Source organism: Streptomyces sp. NPDC048462, from assembly GCF_043200175.1.
In the GTDB taxonomy this organism is placed as follows: domain Bacteria; phylum Actinomycetota; class Actinomycetes; order Streptomycetales; family Streptomycetaceae; genus Streptomyces.
The window spans coordinates 1-17,013 of record NZ_JBICXG010000048.1; the positions used below are offsets into that span (position 1 = coordinate 1).

The 17,013-nt window shown below is 70.4% G+C and carries 17 protein-coding genes; 11 read left to right on the forward strand and 6 right to left on the reverse strand.

Annotated features, from left to right (window positions below; translation table 11 throughout):
- The 3 genes from ACGFU6_RS38115 to ACGFU6_RS38125 form a co-directional block, all read right to left on the reverse strand.
- On the reverse strand, positions 1-306 hold a 306-nt coding region (locus ACGFU6_RS38115), incomplete at its 3' end, for a transposase (protein ID WP_393617150.1).
- 148 nt (positions 307-454) lie between these two features.
- Positions 455-1,849: a metallopeptidase TldD-related protein gene (locus tag ACGFU6_RS38120; protein ID WP_393617151.1), complete on the reverse strand. Its 1,395-nt coding sequence runs from the start codon at positions 1,847-1,849 to the stop codon at positions 455-457.
- 82 nt (positions 1,850-1,931) lie between these two features.
- Complete coding sequence (locus ACGFU6_RS38125) at positions 1,932-3,455, reverse strand: TldD/PmbA family protein (RefSeq protein ID WP_393617152.1); 1,524 nt, start codon at positions 3,453-3,455, stop codon at positions 1,932-1,934.
- A 244-nt stretch (positions 3,456-3,699) separates the two neighbouring features.
- On the opposite strand from ACGFU6_RS38125, the gene fabG reads away from it, so the two are divergent.
- From fabG to ACGFU6_RS38140, 3 genes are all read left to right on the forward strand, one after another.
- Positions 3,700-4,419: a 3-oxoacyl-[acyl-carrier-protein] reductase gene (gene fabG / locus ACGFU6_RS38130; protein WP_393617153.1), complete on the forward strand. Its 720-nt coding sequence runs from the start codon at positions 3,700-3,702 to the stop codon at positions 4,417-4,419.
- A 5-nt stretch (positions 4,420-4,424) separates the two neighbouring features.
- Positions 4,425-5,192, forward strand: a complete 768-nt coding sequence (gene fabI / locus ACGFU6_RS38135) for an enoyl-ACP reductase FabI (protein WP_123526871.1) — start codon at positions 4,425-4,427, stop codon at positions 5,190-5,192.
- 241 nt (positions 5,193-5,433) lie between these two features.
- Positions 5,434-5,820, forward strand: coding sequence for a hypothetical protein (locus ACGFU6_RS38140; protein WP_393617154.1), 387 nt, complete (start codon positions 5,434-5,436; stop codon positions 5,818-5,820).
- A gap of 39 nt (positions 5,821-5,859) precedes the next feature.
- Here ACGFU6_RS38140 and ACGFU6_RS38145 read toward each other — a convergent pair whose 3' ends face one another.
- Positions 5,860-6,534, reverse strand: coding sequence for a FadR/GntR family transcriptional regulator (locus ACGFU6_RS38145; protein ID WP_393617155.1), 675 nt, complete (start codon positions 6,532-6,534; stop codon positions 5,860-5,862).
- Positions 6,535-6,657: 123 nt separating this feature from the next.
- On the opposite strand from ACGFU6_RS38145, the gene ACGFU6_RS38150 reads away from it, so the two are divergent.
- From ACGFU6_RS38150 to ACGFU6_RS38165, 4 genes are all read left to right on the forward strand, one after another.
- Positions 6,658-7,944, forward strand: coding sequence for a CynX/NimT family MFS transporter (locus tag ACGFU6_RS38150; RefSeq protein WP_393617156.1), 1,287 nt, complete (start codon positions 6,658-6,660; stop codon positions 7,942-7,944).
- Between the two features lie 26 nt (positions 7,945-7,970).
- Entirely contained in the window at positions 7,971-8,081 is a 111-nt protein-coding gene (locus ACGFU6_RS38155; protein ID WP_260147507.1) for an SGM_5486 family transporter-associated protein, read from the forward strand.
- A gap of 144 nt (positions 8,082-8,225) precedes the next feature.
- Positions 8,226-8,432, forward strand: coding sequence for a hypothetical protein (locus ACGFU6_RS38160; protein WP_393617157.1), 207 nt, complete (start codon positions 8,226-8,228; stop codon positions 8,430-8,432).
- 74 nt (positions 8,433-8,506) lie between these two features.
- On the forward strand, positions 8,507-9,025 hold the full coding sequence (locus tag ACGFU6_RS38165; RefSeq protein WP_393617158.1) for a SixA phosphatase family protein: 519 nt from the start codon (positions 8,507-8,509) through the stop codon (positions 9,023-9,025).
- 210 nt (positions 9,026-9,235) lie between these two features.
- Here the strand turns inward: ACGFU6_RS38165 and serB are convergent, their stop codons facing one another.
- Complete coding sequence (serB, locus tag ACGFU6_RS38170; RefSeq protein WP_393617159.1) at positions 9,236-10,492, reverse strand: phosphoserine phosphatase SerB; 1,257 nt, start codon at positions 10,490-10,492, stop codon at positions 9,236-9,238.
- Positions 10,493-10,779: 287 nt separating this feature from the next.
- On the opposite strand from serB, the gene ACGFU6_RS38175 reads away from it, so the two are divergent.
- A complete protein-coding gene (locus tag ACGFU6_RS38175) occupies positions 10,780-13,404 on the forward strand; it encodes an FHA domain-containing protein (protein WP_393617160.1) in 2,625 nt (874 codons plus the stop codon).
- A 96-nt stretch (positions 13,405-13,500) separates the two neighbouring features.
- Here the strand turns inward: ACGFU6_RS38175 and ACGFU6_RS38180 are convergent, their stop codons facing one another.
- Positions 13,501-14,247, reverse strand: coding sequence for a transglycosylase SLT domain-containing protein (locus tag ACGFU6_RS38180; protein ID WP_393617161.1), 747 nt, complete (start codon positions 14,245-14,247; stop codon positions 13,501-13,503).
- A 450-nt stretch (positions 14,248-14,697) separates the two neighbouring features.
- Between ACGFU6_RS38180 and ACGFU6_RS38185 the strand changes: the two genes are divergently transcribed.
- The 3 genes from ACGFU6_RS38185 (at position 14,698) to ACGFU6_RS38195 (ending at position 16,889) form a co-directional block, all read left to right on the forward strand.
- Positions 14,698-15,849 (forward strand): GAF domain-containing sensor histidine kinase, encoded by a 1,152-nt coding sequence (locus ACGFU6_RS38185; RefSeq protein WP_393617162.1) that lies wholly within the window; start codon positions 14,698-14,700, stop codon positions 15,847-15,849.
- Entirely contained in the window at positions 15,842-16,486 is a 645-nt protein-coding gene (locus ACGFU6_RS38190; protein ID WP_123526881.1) for a response regulator transcription factor, read from the forward strand. Before ACGFU6_RS38185 ends, ACGFU6_RS38190 begins: the two co-directional genes overlap by 8 nt.
- Before the next feature lie 151 nt (positions 16,487-16,637).
- Positions 16,638-16,889, forward strand: a complete 252-nt coding sequence (locus ACGFU6_RS38195; RefSeq protein WP_123526882.1) for a chaplin family protein — start codon at positions 16,638-16,640, stop codon at positions 16,887-16,889.
- Positions 16,890-17,013: the final 124 nt, after the last annotated feature.

Consider the following 17,013-nt stretch of genomic DNA (forward strand, 5'->3'; position numbering starts at 1 on the left):
GGCGGCCAGCACCAGCCGGCCGTCCACCGCCCGCGGCAGCGGCACCGCCGCCAGGGCCCGCCGCAGCCGGGCCACATCGACCCGGCCTGCGGACAGGGCGCCGTAGAGCCCGCCGTGCCCACGACGGTGTTCGCCTACCAGCGACAGTTCCACCAGCGACCGGACCGGACCATCCGCGCACAACACCGCGTCCGCGAGTTCGAACAGCGCATCCGCACGCTTGGCCAGACAGGAATAGAACTCACCCCGGAAGCGTGACAGTCCCGCCAACAGATCCTGCCGGACAGCGTGATGCGACAGACTCATCCTCACGGCCTTCGTGCTGAGCTTGTGTGTTCCTTGGTCGGATCACATGCTCAGCCGAAGGCCGTCTGCGTGTATGGCAGTTACCAGTCCGAGTGATCAAGTACGAGGACTCGTTCGGTCTCCGTGGTTAAAGATCAAGTTAGGCGGGTCACACGCCCCGGCTCACCGAGCTCATGTTGAAGTCCGGGATGCGCAGTGCGGGCATCGCGGCCCGGGTGAACCAGTCGCCCCACTCGCGCGGCAGCGTCTTCTCGGTGCGCCCCGCCTCGGTGGCCCGCGACAGCAGGTCCACCGGGGACTCGTTGAAGCGGAAGTTGTTCACCTCACCGACCACCTCGCCGCCCTCCACGAGATACACCCCGTCGCGGGTCAGCCCGGTCAGCAGCAGCGTCGCCGGATCGACCTCGCGGATGTACCACATGCAGGTCAGCAGCAGGGCGGGGCCGGTCGTGGCGGCCACCATCTCCTCCAGCGACCGCTCGCCGCCGCCCTCCAGGACCAGGTTGTCGATGGCCGGGGCGAGCGGCAGCCCGGTCAGGCCGGCCGTGTGCCGGGTGGTCGTCAGCTGATCGAGGCGGCCGTCCCTGATCCAGTCGGTGCGGGTCAGCGGCAGCCCGTTGTCGAAGACCGAACCGCAGTCCCCGGAGGAGTGCGCGACGACGAAGGGCGCCGATTCGAGGCCCGGCGCGTGCGGGTCGCTGCACAGCGTCAGCGGCAGCGGGGACAGCGTCTCGCCGAGCCGGGTGCCGCCGCCGGGCGTGGAGAACACCGTCCGGCCCTCGGCCGCGTCCCGGGCGGTCGAGGACCACAGCTGGTAGATCAGCAGATCGGCGACGGCGGTCGGCGGCAGCAGCGTCTCGTACCGGCCGGCCGGCAGCTCGATACGGCGCTCCGCCCAGCCGAGCCGGCGGGCCAGCTCGGCGTCCAGCTCCGCCGGGTCGACGTCCTTGAAGTCGCGGGTCGCCCGCCCCGCCCAGGCCGAGCGCGAGCGGTCGGGCGATTTGGCGTTCAGCTCCAGCGTCCCGTTCGGCTGGTCGTGGCGCAGCCGCAGCCCGGTCGACGTACCGAGGTAGGTCGAGGTCATCTCGTGGTTCGCGAAGCCGTAGAGCTCCCGGCCACCGGCCCTGGCCCGCGCGAAGGCGTCACCGAGCGCGGGGGCGAACGCCGCGAACACATCGGAGTCCGTCTCCGCCGGCGCGTCCGTGAAGTCGGGGGAGGCCGGCACCCCGGTGACCAGCGGCTGCGCGTCCTCGGCCGGACCGGCGCCGCGCGCGGCGGCCTCGGCGGCCCGCACCAGCGGCTCCAGGTCCGCCGCGGTGACGGCGGCCCGGGACACGACCCCGGACGCGGCGCCCTCGGCCCCGTCGACCGTGGCGATGACGGTCAGGGTCCGGCCCCGGGTCACCCCGTTCGTGGTGAGCGCGTTGCCCGCCCAGCGCAGATTGGCCGACGACTCCTCGTCGGCGATGACCACACAGCCGTCGGCGGTGGACAGTTCGAGAGCGCGCTCGACGATCTCGTGCGGCTTGCTGACGCGGCTCATCGTCCGGCCTCCTGCGTCGTGTTGAGACTGTGCCGGCCCGGGGGACGACCCCCGGACCCCCGGCCGGTTCCGTGCACGCGGCTCATCGTCCGGCCTCCTGCGTCGTGTTGAGGATGTTCACGCCTCGGAAGAGGGCGGAGGGGCAGCCGTGCGAGACGGCCGCGACCTGGCCGGGCTGGGCCTTGCCGCAGTTGAAGGCGCCGCCCAGGACATAGGTCTGCGGACCGCCGACCTTCTCCATCGAGCCCCAGAAGTCCGTCGTCGTCGCCTGGTAGGCGACATCGCGCAGCTGCCCGGCGAGCCTGCCGTTCTCGATCCGGAAGAAGCGCTGCCCGGTGAACTGGAAGTTGTACCTCTGCATATCGATGGACCACGAACGGTCGCCGACCACGTAGATCCCGCGCTCGACGCCGCCGATCAGGTCCTCCGTGGACAGTCCGCCGGGATCGGGCGCCAGCGACACGTTCGCCATGCGCTGCACGGGGACGTGGCCCGGGGAGTCCGCGTAGGCGCACCCGTTGGACCGGCCCAGATCCGTCAGCTTCGCGATCCGGCGGTCCAGCTGGTAGCCGACCAGCGTGCCGTCCTTCACCAGGTCCCACGACTGGGCCTCGACGCCCTCGTCGTCGTAGCCGATCGTCGCCAGCCCGTGCTCGGCCGTCCGGTCGCCGGTCACGTTCATCACGGGGGAGCCGTACGCCAGCTTGCCGAGCTTGTCGAAGGTGGCGAACGAGGTCCCGGCGTACGCCGCCTCGTAGCCCAGCGCCCGGTCCAGCTCCGTGGCGTGGCCGATCGACTCGTGGATGGTCAGCCACAGGTTCGACGGGTCGACGACCAGGTCGTACGTTCCCGCCTCGACGCTCGGCGCCCGCATCTTCTCGGCCAGCAGCCCCGGAATCCGCTCCAGCTCCGCGTCCCAGTCCCAGCCGGTGCCGGTCAGGTACTCCCAGCCGCGACCGGCCGGCGGCGCGATCGTGCGCATCGAGTCGAACTCACCGCTCGTCGCGTCCACCGCCACCGCGGTGAACTGCGGATGCAGCCGCACCCGCTGCTGCGTGGTGACCGTGCCGGCCGTGTCCGCGTAGAACTTGTTCTCGTGGACGGTCATCAGCGAGGCGTCCACATGCGCCACGCCCTTCGCGGCCAGCAGCCGGGCGCTCCACTCGGCGAGCAGTCCCGCCTTCTCCCCGGCCGGCACGTCGAAGGGGTCGACGTCGTACGCGGAGACCCAGCTCCGCTCCCCGTGCACCGGCTCGTCCGCCAGCTCCACGCGCTCGTCGGAACCCGCAGCCGCGATCACCTTCGCCGACAGCTTCGCCATGGCGACGGCCTGCGAGGCCACCCTCGCCGCCGCGTCCATCGTCAGATCCACCCCGGAGGCGAACCCCCAGGCCCCGCCGTGCACCACCCGCACCGCGTACCCGAGGTCGGTGCTGTCCGACGCCCCGGCCGGGCGGGCGTCCCGCAGCCGCCAGGTGGCGCTGCGCACCCGCTCGAAGCGGAAGTCGGCGTGCACGGCCCCGAGCGCCCGGGCGCGGGCGAGCGCCGCGTCGGCGAGCGGCCTCAGCGGAAGGGCCAGGAACGACTGATCTACCTCATGGGGCACGAGCGGCCTCTCCTCTGCGTCACATACCCTCGGTTCGTTTACGAGGCAGTGAAGCATGGCCGAAGGAGCGTCACAGCCGAATTGTGGCCGGGGGCACTGCCGGGCGGAGGCGGGCCGGGCCGCAACGTCACTGTAGGAACCCGACAGCACCCGGGGGAAGGCGCTGTCAGAGGCCGATTCCTCGGTAAGCGGCTGGTACCGATAGGTTTTCGAGGAACCAGACAGCTATGGAAAGGGTGATCCGTTGAGCCGCTCGGTTCTCGTCACCGGAGGAAACCGGGGCATCGGCCTCGCCATCGCCCGCGCTTTCGTCGACAACGGCGACAAGGTCGCGATCACCTTCCGCTCCGGCGAGCCGCCCCGGGCCCTCACCGAGGCCGGTGTTCTCGCGGTGCGCTGCGACATCACCGACGCCGAGCAGGTGGAGCAGGCCTACAAGGTGATCGAGGAGCAGCACGGCAATGTGGAGGTGCTGGTCGCCAACGCCGGTATCACCAAGGACCAGTTGCTGATGCGGATGAGCGAGGAGGACTTCACGTCCGTACTCGACACCAACCTCACCGGTACCTTCCGGGTCGTCAAGCGCGCCAACCGGGGGATGCTGCGCGCCAAGAAGGGCCGGGTCGTCCTCATCTCCTCCGTCGTCGGCCTCCTCGGCTCGGCGGGGCAGGCGAACTACGCCGCGTCCAAGGCCGGCCTGGTCGGCTTCGCCCGGTCGCTCGCCCGTGAGCTGGGCTCGCGGAACATCACCTTCAACGTCGTCGCACCCGGCTTCGTCGACACCGACATGACGCAGGCGCTCACCGAGGAGCAGCGAAAGGGCATCGTCGCCCAGGTGCCGCTCGCGCGTTACGCGCAGCCCGCGGAGATCGCCGCCGCGGTGCGTTTCCTCGCCTCCGACGACGCGTCGTACATCACTGGAGCCGTCATCCCTGTTGACGGCGGATTGGGCATGGGTCACTGATCACCATGAGCGGAATTCTCGACGGCAAGCGCATCCTCATCTCCGGGGTGCTGATGGAGTCGTCCATCGCGTTCCACGCCGCCAAGGTGGCCCAGGAGCAGGGCGCGGAGATCATCCTGACCGCCTTCCCGCGGCCCACGCTGACCGAGCGCATCGCCAAGAAGCTGCCCAAGCCGGCCAAGGTCATCGAGCTGGACGTGACCAACAACGAGCACCTGGACCGGCTGGCCGGTCTGGTGCGCGACGAGCTCGGCTCGCTCGACGGCGTCGTCCACTCCATCGGCTTCGCGCCGCAGGACGCGCTCGGCGGCAACTTCCTCAACACCCCCTTCGAGTCGGTCTCCACGGCGATGCACGTCTCGGCGTTCTCGCTGAAGTCGCTCGCCATGGCGTGCAAGCCGCTGATGAGCGAGGGCGGTTCGATCGTCGGCCTCACCTTCGACGCGCAGTTCGCCTGGCCGCAGTACGACTGGATGGGCCCGACGAAGGCCGCGCTGGAGGCCACCTCCCGCTACCTCGCCCGTGACCTGGGCAAGGACAACATCCGCTGCAACCTGGTCTCGGCCGGGCCGCTCGGCTCCATGGCCGCCAAGTCCATCCCGGGCTTCGGCGAGCTCGCCGAGGTGTGGAACACCCGCGCGCCGCTGGCCTGGGACATGTCGGACCCGGAGCCGGCCGGCCGCGCCATCGTCGCGCTGCTCTCGGACTTCTTCCCGAAGACGACGGGCGAGATCATCCACGTCGACAGTGGCGTGCACATGATCGGCGCCTGACTCCCGGTCCCGTACGACAGCGCTCCGGAAACGGCCGCGCACCACTTCTCCCGAGGTGGTGCGCGGCCGTTTCCCGTGTCCCGCCCGGCCTCTCGGCGCTCAGGTCGAAAACCTGGTGGATCCACCGCAGAATGTGGAGGAACCGGACTTCTGGTCAGGCCGAGTGCCTTCCGTCCGGGGCGTGACGGGCCGGTGAGCCCGCCCCGGCCCCGGGCGGAGGGCTCCAGGGGAGGAGATCGCTGTGCGCGGCACACGTCACCGAACCCGGTCCCTGCTGACGGCCTGCGCGGTCGTCGCCGGACTGCTCGTCCCGGGTGCCCTGTACGCCGCGGGCCACGTCGGGGCCGCCGACGCGGGTGCACCGCCGGCTCCGGACCCCGAACCCTCCGGCGCCGAGTGCCGTACGGCGGTCCACGGCTCCCGGGTCGTCGCCTACTGCCACAACCCCTACCCGTCCACCGACCGGGTACAGCTGCACACCGACTGCGCCCGCTGGTGGGACATCGACGCGGACTCGAAGCCGGTCGCCGTCGGGCCGGGCCGGACGGTACGGCTCGACGACCGCTGCTGGAAAGAGGTCGGGTCCGCCTGGGTCACCCACTCGAACGAGACCCGCCCGGCGTCCTGACCCCGGCCGCCGCGCCCGGTGTTCCCCGCGGGGCGGGCCTCAGACCCGGTCCACCAGGCAGCTCAGCGCGTGGCCCGCGGCCTCGGCCGCCGCCGTCTCCGCGTCACCGGCGCGGATCGCCTCGACCAGCCGCCCGTGGTCCATGTGGTTCTCCGGCCGCAGCTCATGGCCGACGTCGTCCCGGACGTGTTCCCGCAGCAGATCACCCAGGTCGGCGTAGAGCCCGGTCAGCACGTCGTTGTGGGAGGCGGCCACGACGGCCAGGTGCAGCGTCGCGTCCGCCGCCACGAAGGCCTCGGCGTCCCCCGCGTTCCAGGTCTCCTCCCGGCGCCGCATGAGCGCGTCCAGCTGCTTCAGGTCCCGGTCGGTGCGCCGGACGGCGGCCAGCCGAGCGGCCGACGACTCCAGCGTCGAGCGCAGCTCGGCGACGTGGCGCGGATCGGCGGCGGCGAACCGCCGGTGCATCACCCCGGCCAGCTCGCTGGTGGCGGCCACATAGGTGCCCGAACCCTGCCGGATGTCGAGCAGCCCGTTGTGCGCGAGCGCGCGCACCGCCTCGCGGACGGTGTTACGGGCCACCCCCAGCTGCTCGACCAGCTCGGGTTCGGTGGGGATGCGCGAGCCCACGGGCCACTCGCCCGAGGTGATCTGGTTCCTCAGCTGGGCAATCACCTGGTCGGCGAGTGCCGAACGCCGCGGGGACGTCAGCGCCATGGTGCTCCTTGCTCGGATGTCCGGGGGCGGGACCGCGTCCCGCCGTTCTCGGGTTGTCCGCATGCTCTCAGAGGATCGAAGAGGATTGGACAATCAATCATCCCATGATTCTATGATGGCCTCATGCGTGACGACGAAACCCCTCCCCAGACCCCGACCGGGACGCTGAGTCCCGCCACCCCGGCGGCCCCCGGGACCGACGCCCCCACCGCCCCGGCCGGTCCCGCGCCGTGGCTGCTCCGCCTGGTCGTCGTCGGGCTCGTCCTCACCGCGCTCAACCTCCGCCCCGCCATCACCAGCCTCGGCGCCCTCCTCGAAGAGGTGCGCGACGGGCTGCACATGAGCGGAAGCGTCGCGGGCGTCCTCACCTCCGTGCCGCCCCTGTGCTTCGCGGTCTTCGGCATCATGGCGCCGCGCCTGGCCCGCCGCTTCGGCCCCGGCGCGGTCGTCTGCGCGGGCATGACCGCGATCACCGCGGGGCTGGTGATCAGGCCCCTCGTCGGCGGCACCGCCGGCTTCCTCGCGGCGAGCGCGCTCGCCCTGATGGGCATCGCCGTGAGCAACGTCCTGATGCCGGTGATCGTCAAGCGCTGGTTCCCGGACCGGGTCGGCTCCATGACCGGCCTCTACTCCATGGCCCTGGCCCTGGGCACCTCGCTGGCCGCCGCCGTGACCGTCCCCATGACCGAGGCGATGGGCGGCAGTTGGAAGGCCGGCCTCGGCATCTGGGCCGTGCTCGCCGCCGCCGCGGTCCTGCCCTGGATCCCGCTGGTACGGGACCGCAGCGGCGCCCCCGGACAGGCCTCCGCCCAGCAGGCGCGGGTCCCGGAGCTCAGGATCACCCGCAGCCGGACCGCCTGGGCCCTCGCCTGCTTCTTCGGCCTCCAGGCCACCGCCGCGTACATCACCATGGGCTGGATGCCGCAGATCTTCCGCGACGCCGGGGTCTCGGCCGGCACCGCGGGCGTCCTGCTCGCCGTCACCATGGCGATGGGCGTCCCGCTCGCCTTCGTCATCCCCCGGGTCGCGGCCCGGATGCGGAACCAGGGCCCGATCGTGGTCTTCCTCGGCGCGTGCGGCCTCATCGGCTACGGGGGGCTCTTCCTCGCCCCGTCCGGCGGGGCCTGGGCGTGGGCGGTGCTCCTGGGCATCTCGAACTGCGCCTTCCCGCTCGCCCTCACGATGATCAGCATGCGTTCGCGCAGCGGCGCCGGAGTGGTCCGGCTGTCCGCGTTCGCCCAGTCCTGCGGCTACCTGATCTCGATCCCCGGCCCGCTCCTGGTGGGCGTGCTCTACCAGCACAGCGGCGGCTGGGGGCTGCCGATCGGCCTGATGGCGGCACTGATGGTGCCGCAGATGGCGGCGGGCATCCTGGCCGGCCGGGACCGGACGATCGAGGACGAATGCTGAGATGCGAGACTGTGTCCATGTCTCCTGTGCTCGACCCGAATCCCCAGAACGGCCAGAAGAAGCTCCTGCTCGTCTTCGGGGCGATGGTCCTGATCTCGATCGTCATCGCGGTCATCGCCACCCTCGCCTCCCCGTAGCCCGCGCGGGAGCGTGGTGGGGCTAGCCCCACCATCCCCTAGGGGGTCAGGGTCAGGGTGAAGTGGGTGGGTCACCGGATGGGCCGGGCGCAGCCGGATCCGTAGGTTCTCAGGTACCAGACCCGATGACCCCCGGAGGCGGACATGTCGGCCCGTACACACACCCGGTCCACCCGTCCGGATGCGGGCGGTGTCGAGATCCGGCTGCCCTGGTGGGCCGTCGCGCTGCCCGCTGTCGCCTTCGGCGCGCTGCTGCTGCTGATCCTCGGACCGGGGGAGGCGCACGCGGCCACGGGCGATCCGGCGCTGGGCCAGTTGCTCGAGCGAATCGTGGACCTGCTGACCCGCTGACGGCCGCGGACCGTGGCGGAGCAGCACTCCAACACCCTGCGCCAGCTGGCACAATTCGTGCGAAGCTGAGGTGTATGAGCGTCGATACACCTCGCAGGATCGTCCTTCTCAGGCACGCAAAGGCGGAATGGTCGCAGGACTCCGACCATGAGCGGCCCCTCGCGGAACGCGGCCGCAAGGACGCCCCCGTGGCAGGCCGCAAACTCGTAGATTCCGGGATCGCCTTCGATCTGGCTCTCTGCTCCACCGCCGCCAGGACGCGCGAGACCTGGAAGCTGGCCGTGCACGAGATGCCGGAGCGGCCCAGGACCGTGTACGAGGAGCGGTTGTACGAGGCCTCGCTCGGCGAGCTGATCGCCCTGGTCAACGAGACCCCCGACGAGGTCCGCAACCTGTTGGTGATCGCCCACAACCCGGGTATGCACGCGCTCGCCGACGCCCTCTCGGGCGCGTCCGAGGGCGATGCCCTGGCCCGGATGAACCGCGGCGGCTTCCCGACCGCGGCGTTCGCCGTGGTCGAGTTCTCCGGCAACTGGAAGAGCGTGGAGCACGGTACCGGCAAGCTCACCGAGTACTGGACTCCGAACGACTGACGACTCACGACTGGCGACTCACGACTGGCGACTGACGACTGACGACTCACGGCTGACGGTCGACAACCGACGGTCGGGAACCGATGACTGACGACCGGCGGCAGGCACCGTGCCGCACCGGCTCATGAAGAGGGCCCCGGCGCGCGAGCTTCCGCTTGCGCACCGGGGCCCTCCGTGCTGTCCGGGGCGCACCGCCCCGACGCCGGATCCCTACTCGACGAGACCGTCGGCGGCCTCGACCTCCTCGCGGGTGATGCCGAGCAGATAGAGCACGGTGTCCAGGAACGGCACGTTCACCGCCGTGTGCGCGGCCCTGCGGACCACGGGCTTGGCGTTGAAGGCGACGCCGAGCCCCGCGGTGTTCAGCATGTCCAGGTCGTTGGCCCCGTCACCGATCGCGACGGTCTGTGCCAGCGGCACCCCGGCCTCCGCGGCGAAGCTGCGCAGCAGCCGGGCCTTGCCGGCCCGGTCGACGATCGGTCCGGTCACCCGGCCGGTGAGCCGTCCGTCGACGATCTCCAGCGTGTTGGCAGAGGCGAAGTCGAGCCCCAGCCGCTCTTTGAGATCGTCCGTCACCTGCGTGAACCCGCCGGAGACGACGCCTACTTGGTAGCCGAGCCGCTTCAGCGTACGGATCAGGGTGCGGGCGCCCGGCGTCAGCCGTACCTCGGCGCGCACCTTCTCCACCACCGACACGTCGAGGCCCGCCAGCAGCGCCACCCGTGCGTGCAGCGACTGCTCGAAGTCGAGTTCGCCGCGCATCGCCTGCTCGGTGACCTCGGCGACCTCCGCCTCGCAGCCGGCGTGGGCCGCGAACAGCTCGATGACCTCGTCCTGGATGAGCGTCGAGTCGACGTCCATCACGACGAGCCGCTGCGCGCGGCGGCTCAGCCCGGCCGAGACCACGGCCACGTCGACGCCGATCTCGGCGGCCTCGGTGGCCAGCGCGGTCCGCAGCTCCTCGGTCCCGGTGCCGGACACCGCGAACTCGACCGCCGTGACCGGATACTTGGCCAGCCGGAAGATCCGGTCGATGTTCCCGCCGGTCGAGGTGATGCTTGCCGCTATGGCGGCGGTCGACTCCGCGGTCAGCGGGTGCCCGAGCACCGTCACGTGGGAGCGGCCGTCGCCGCGGGGGCGGTTGTCGCCCGTGCCGGAGATGATCTCGGCCTGCAGTTTCAGCGACTCGGCCCAGCTGTGCACGGTGGCCCGCAGATCGCCCTCGGTGGTACCGCCCGCGACCGGCGAGGTGACCAGGACGCAGAGGACGATGCGGCCACGGGTGACGACCTGCTCGATGTCGACGACATCGACCGAGTAGGCGGCGAGGGTGTCGAACAGCCCGGCGGTGATACCGGGACGGTCCTTCCCGAAGATCTTCACGAGAAGGGTCGGTGCGTCGATGCCCTGACGTGACTCAGGGGACTCAGGAGACTGCGAGGACTGAGGTGGCTGAGATGCGCTCATGGTGCCCCCACCGTATCGGTCCACGACGCGCCACCGGCGGTCCGTCCCGAGTGCCGGACAGTCCGCCCCGACACCCCCAACCAGATAATTCAGCACGATCCGCAATCGTTCATGGCCAGTTGTGTCGGTAGATGACCGTTTTGTTGGCGTCAAAGCCATAACAGTGCAGGTCTCGGCAGGGTCAAACCCCCGCCCGGCTTTCGTATTGGGGACTGCTCCTGGAATAGTTCGCCACGATGTTCAGCATCCCTAGACTCCCTGCGACGGGGGTAATCGGGGGACAACTAGTGGGGCGCGGAGTGCCGGAACTCGTACTGGAATTGAATGGCAGGACCTGGACGCTCGATCCGTCCAGGTCGTACACCCTCGGACGTGATCCGCAGGGGGACATGACGATCGACGACGCCAGGGTGTCGTGGCGGCACGCCACGATCAGCTGGAACGGCCGGGGTTGGTTCATCGAGGACCACGGCAGCACCAACGGCACCTACGTGCAGGGCCAGCGAATCCACCAGATGGAGATCGGGCCCGGCTCCGCCGTGAATCTGGGCAACGCCACCGACGGGCCCCGGCTCGGTCTCAGCGCCGCCTCGGCCGGTGTGCACAGCGGACAGGCCGCCGCGGGCGCCCAGGCCCAGGCCCCGGTCCAGCAGCCACAGCAGACCCCGCCGCAGCAGCCGCAGCAGGGCGGACCCGGCTGGCCGGGCCAGCAGCAGAACCCCGGCCGGCAGCAGGTTCCCGGCCAGGGGCAGCACCAGGGACAGGGACAGGGCCAGCAGCCGCAGGCCTGGCAGCAGGCGCCCCAGGCGCAGCAGCAGCCCCACGTTCCGCAGCAGGGCATGGCGAACAACCCCGGGAGTGGCGGGGCCGGCGGCGCGGCGGGGGCGTCACCGGTCTACGGCGACCGGAGCCCGACCACGTTCCACCAGATGGCGCTCGGCCGGGTGATGCGCATCGGCCGTGCGCTGGAGAACGAGCTGGTCGTCTCCGACCTCCAGGTCTCGCGCAACCACGCCGAGTTCCACGCGACGCCCGACGGCCGCTTCGAGATCCGTGACCTCGGATCCCACAACGGCACGTACGTCAACGGCCAGCCGCTCTCCAAGTCCGGCTCCGCGCTCATCGGCGCGAACGACATCGTCGGTGTCGGTCACTCGACGTTCCGGATCGTGGGCGACCGGCTCGAGGAATTCGTCGACACCGGTGCGGTCTCCTTCGCCGCCCGCCACCTCACGGTGACGGTCGACGGCGGCAAGCAGATCCTCAAGGACGTCTCGTTCGGCGTCCCGGAGAAGTCGCTGATCGGCGTCATCGGCCCGTCCGGCTCCGGCAAGTCCACCCTGCTCAAGGCGCTTACCGGCTACCGGCCCGCCGACCAGGGCGACGTCCTCTACGACAACCGGAACCTCTACAAGCAGTTCGCCGAGCTGCGCCAGCGCATCGGTCTCGTCCCGCAGGACGACATCCTGCACAAGGAACTCACGGTCACCAAGGCCCTCAAGTACGCGGCCAAACTCCGCTTCCCCGCGGACACCACCGAGGCCGAGCGCCAGTCCCGGATCCTGGAAGTCCTCGCCGAGCTCAAGCTCGACATCCACAAGGACAAGAAGGTCACCTCGCTCTCCGGCGGCCAGCGCAAGCGGGTCTCGGTGGCCCTGGAGCTGCTCACCAAGCCGTCGCTGATATTCCTGGACGAGCCGACGTCCGGCCTCGACCCGGGCATGGACCGCGACGTCATGCAGCTGCTGCGCGGTCTGGCCGACGACGGCCGTACCGTCCTGGTCGTCACGCACTCGGTCGCCGAGCTGGCCATCTGCGACAAGCTCCTGGTGATGGCGCCCGGCGGTGCGGTGGCCTACTTCGGCCCGCCGGAGGAGGCGCTCAACTTCTTCGGTTACAGCACCTGGGCCGACGTCTTCTCCGCGTTCGAGAACTACCGCGACTACGACTGGGCGGGCCGCTGGCGCGGTTCGCAGCACTACCAGATGTACGCCGCGGACATCGACTCCGTCGCCGCGCAGTCCGTGCACATGCCGCCGCACCAGCAGATGCGCCCGCCGAAGCCGCAGGGCTGGGGGGCGCAGCTGTGGACGCTGATGCGCCGCTATGTGTCGGTGATCGCCTCGGACAAGGGCTTCATGGGCCTGATGGTGATCCTGCCCGCGGTGCTCGGTGTGGTCAGCGTGGTCATTCCGGCCGACTTCGGCCTGGCCCCGCCCAAACCGCCGTCCCGGTTCAACAGCGACGCCGGAACGATCATGCTGATCCTGGTGATCGGCATGACGTTCTCCGGTGCAGCCAACTCCGTACGAGAGCTGATCAAGGAACGGGTGATCTACGAACGGGAACGGGCCACCGGCCTCTCCCGTTCCGCCTACCTGATGTCCAAGGTGATCGTGCTCGGCCTGATCACGGCCGTCCAGGGCGTCATCATCTGCGGCATCGGCTTCGCCACCCGCGATCTGCCGGCGGAGGGCCTGATCATGCCGCCGGCCGTCGAGCTCTGCGTGACGATCATCGCGCTCGGCTTCACCTCGATGATGTTCGGCCTGGTCATCTCCTCGCTGGTGAAGACCTCCGAGAAGACCATGCCGCTGCTGGTCATGTTCGCGATCGTCCAGGTCGTCTTCACCGGCATCCTCTTCCAGGTCTACGGATCGCTCGGCCTGGAGCAGTTCGCCTGGCTGATGCCGTCCCGCTGGGCCATCGCGGCCGCGGGCTCGACACTCGACCTCGCCCACCTCATGCCGCCGTGGGACCAGAAGAACCCCACCGACCTGGACCCGCTGTGGGAGCACACGGCGAGCCAGTGGGGGATCAACATCGGGGTGCTGGTCTTCCTCGGTGTCATCTGCGGGTTCGCGGTCGCGCGGCTGCTGCGCCGCCACGAGCCCGAGGTGATGCGCAAGTAGCCGCCGCCTCGCGGCCGCGCGCCGTACGACGCCGAAGGGCGGCACCCCGCACGGGGTGCCGCCCTTCGGCGTGTGTCACGGCGTACCGGAGTGGACTCAGTACGCGCTGTTGACGTTGTCGATCGAGCCGTACTTGTCGGCGGCGTAGTTGGCCGACGCGGTGATGTTGGCGACCGGGTCGTACTGGTTGTGGGGGGTACCGCCGACGTGGTAGGCGTCGAAGGTGGGCTTGATGATCTGGAGCAGGCCCTTCGACGGGACACCGTTGACCGCGTTGACGTCCCAGTCGTTGATGGCCTTCGGGTTGCCGCTGGACTCGCGGATGATGTTGCGGTGCAGGCCGTCGTAGGTGCCCGGGATGCCCTTGGCCTTCATGATGGCCAGGGACTCCTTGATCCAGCCGTCCAGGTTGTTCGAGAAGACGGGGGTACGGGACTCGGAGCGGCTGGCGCCCTGCTTGCCGCGCTTGGCCGCGGCCTTCTTGGCCTTCGCCTTGGCCTTGGACTTGGCGTGAGCCTTCGCCTCGGCCTTCTTTGCCTTCGCCTTCGAGGCGGCCTTGGCCTTCTTGGCCTTCGCGGCGTCGGACGCCTTGATCAGCTGCTCGGCGGTGGAGTGCTGCTCGATGACGCTGGCCTGGATCGTCTTGGCCTGCGAGGAGCCGGCGGCCGACGCGAAGACGACAGGGGCGCCGGAGATGGCCTGCGGCTCGGTCTCGGCCTCGGCGTTACCGGGCACCAGCGACAACGAGAGCGCAGCGGCGGCGACGGCGGATATACCGGCGACGGAAAGCTTCTGGGTCTTGTTCATGCGACGGAGACGGCCGGGAATGCTGGACGCGGACATGCAGGTACCTCTTCGAATCGCGGAAGTCCTCACGGAGGACGAAGACGGGAAGCGGCATCGCATCTCCGTCGGGGACGATTGCAATTCTTAGCGACCGCAAAATGGTGTGGCAAAGGTGTGACGTACGAAGCCGGGTAGTGGTCACGGGCCCGGATCACAGGTCTCGATCCGGGTTCGTTCCTGCCCATATAGCGCCCATATCGCCCTTATTTGTCCACTAGGTGACTTCGTAAGTGACCCAGGTCCTATGCGCGGCCTCACATCGGCCGCGTACCAATCTCACCAACCGTTGCTGCAGCAATTCGGAGTGTGAGGCTCCACATCCCGGTTCCCGCACCCGGCACCGCGGGCCCGGCACGATCCGACCCGGAGGACCTAGTCCCTGCGCCCTAATCACCGGCCGTCCACAGGCCGATACGGGGGCTGTGACCCGCCGGTACGGTGAGGCCCATGAGTCATCGCCCACCGGCGGGCGGCCTTGCCGCAGTGAGCGCCGCACTGCTCGCCATGAGCCGGCACCTGGAAACACGGGACGTCCTGAAGACGATCGTCACCTCGGCCCGCGAGCTGCTCGACGCCGAGTACGCGGCGCTCGGGGTCCCGGACGACCACGGCGGCTTCGCCCAGTTCGTCGTCGACGGCGTGAGCGACGAACAGTGGAAGGCCATCGGCCCGCTTCCCCGGCAGCACGGCATCCTCGCCGCGATGCTGCACGAGGCGAGGCCCGAGCGTCTCGCCGACGTCCGCGAGGACCCGCGCTTCGGGGGCTGGCCGTCCGCCCACCCCGACATGTCCGACTTCCTCGGCCTGCCCATCAGGGACGGCGACGAGACCATCGGCGCCCTCTTCCTCGCCAACAAGCGCTGCCCGAAGCCCGAGGGCAGCTGCGGATTCACCGCCGACGACGAGGAACTGCTCGGGATCCTCGCCCAGCACGCGGCGATCGCCCTGACCAATGCCCGGCTCTACGAGCGCAGCCGCGAGCTCACCATCGCCGAGGAGCGCTCCCGCCTCGCCCACGAGCTGCACGACGCGGTCAGCCAGAAGTTGTTCTCCCTGCGCCTCACCGCCCAGGCCGCCGCCACGCTGGTCGACCGTGACCCGGTCCGCGCCAAGGGCGAACTCCAGCAGGTCGCGGCCCTCGCGGCGGAGGCGGTGGACGAGCTGCGGGCGGCCGTGGTCGAACTGCGCCCCGCCGCACTCGACGAGGACGGCCTGATCGCCACCCTCCGTACCCAGATCCAGGTCCTGGACCGCGCCCACACGGCCCGGGTCACCTTCGAGAGCCTGGGCGTGCGGGCACTGCCCGCCTCACAGGAGGAAGCGCTGCTCAGGGTCTCCCAGGAGGCCCTGCACAACGCCCTGCGCCACTCGGGAGCCGCCCGCGTGGACGTCACGCTCGTACGGGGCGGCGCCGGCGGCACGGTGCTCCGGATCGCCGACGACGGCTGCGGTTTCGAGCCGACGGCCACCCGCCGGGCGGGACGGCATCTGGGCCTCGTCTCCATGCGGGACCGCGCGAGCGGCGTCGGCGGAGAGCTCACCGTTGAATCGGCGCCCGGCAAGGGCACCACGATCGAGATGGAGGTACCCGGTGGCTGACAGGATCATCAGGGTGCTGCTGGTCGACGACCATCAGGTGGTCCGCCGCGGTCTGCGTACGTTCCTGGAGATCCAGGACGACATGGAGGTCGTGGGAGAGGCCTCCGACGGAGCCGAGGGAGTGGCCAGGACCGAGGAGCTGCGCCCCGACGTGGTGCTCATGGACATCAAGATGCCCGGCACCGACGGCATCGAGGCGCTGCGCAGGCTCCGGGAGCTGGAGAACCCGGCCAAGGTGCTGATCGTCACCAGCTTCACCGAACAGCGCACCGTCGTTCCCGCTCTGCGCGCGGGCGCCTCGGGGTACGTCTACAAGGACGTCGACCCGGACGCGCTGGCGGGCGCCATCCGCTCGGTGTACGCGGGGCACGTCCTGCTCCAGCCGGAAGTGGCGGGAGCGCTGCTCGCCCAGGACGACCCGGGCAGCGGTACGGGCCGGGGGAGCACCCTCACGGAACGGGAGCGCGAAGTACTGGGCCTCATCGCCGACGGCCGCTCCAACCGGGAGATCGCGCGGGCCCTGGTGCTCTCCGAGAAGACGGTCAAGACACACGTCTCGAACATTCTGATGAAGCTGGATCTCTCGGACCGCACCCAGGCCGCGCTCTGGGCGGTCCGGCACGGGGCGGCGGGCTGACCGGGCGGCCGCACCGGCCGGCCGCCCGCCCGCCGGGCTGAGATTCATACTGTCGGGTGTATGTCACTCGAACGGCGCATCCTCTCCGGCGCCGGGGCGTTCTCCACGATGCTGCGGCGGCTGGCCGCAGCGACGCTAGGAGGATCCTGAAGTGAAGAACCTGAAGAAGGCCGCTGCCGTCACCATGATCGCCGGTGGCATCATCGCCGCCGGTGCCGGCGCGGCTTCTGCCACCGGTCACAGTGGTGCGGGCGCCCACGGTGTCGCGACCCACTCCCCGGGCGTTGCCAGCGGCAACCTCGTGCAGGTGCCGGTCCACGTGCCGGTGAACGTGGTCGGCAACACCGTCAACGTGATCGGCCTGCTCAACCCGGCCTTCGGCAACTTCGGCCTGAACGGCTGACGCCACGCACACCGCTGCGACACCGCCGGGGGGGGGGGGGCGGCGGCCCCCCCCCCCCCGCCGGCCCCCCCCCGGCGCCCGTGGGGGGGCGCCGGGGGGGCCGCGCGCGCGGGCCCGCCCTGGG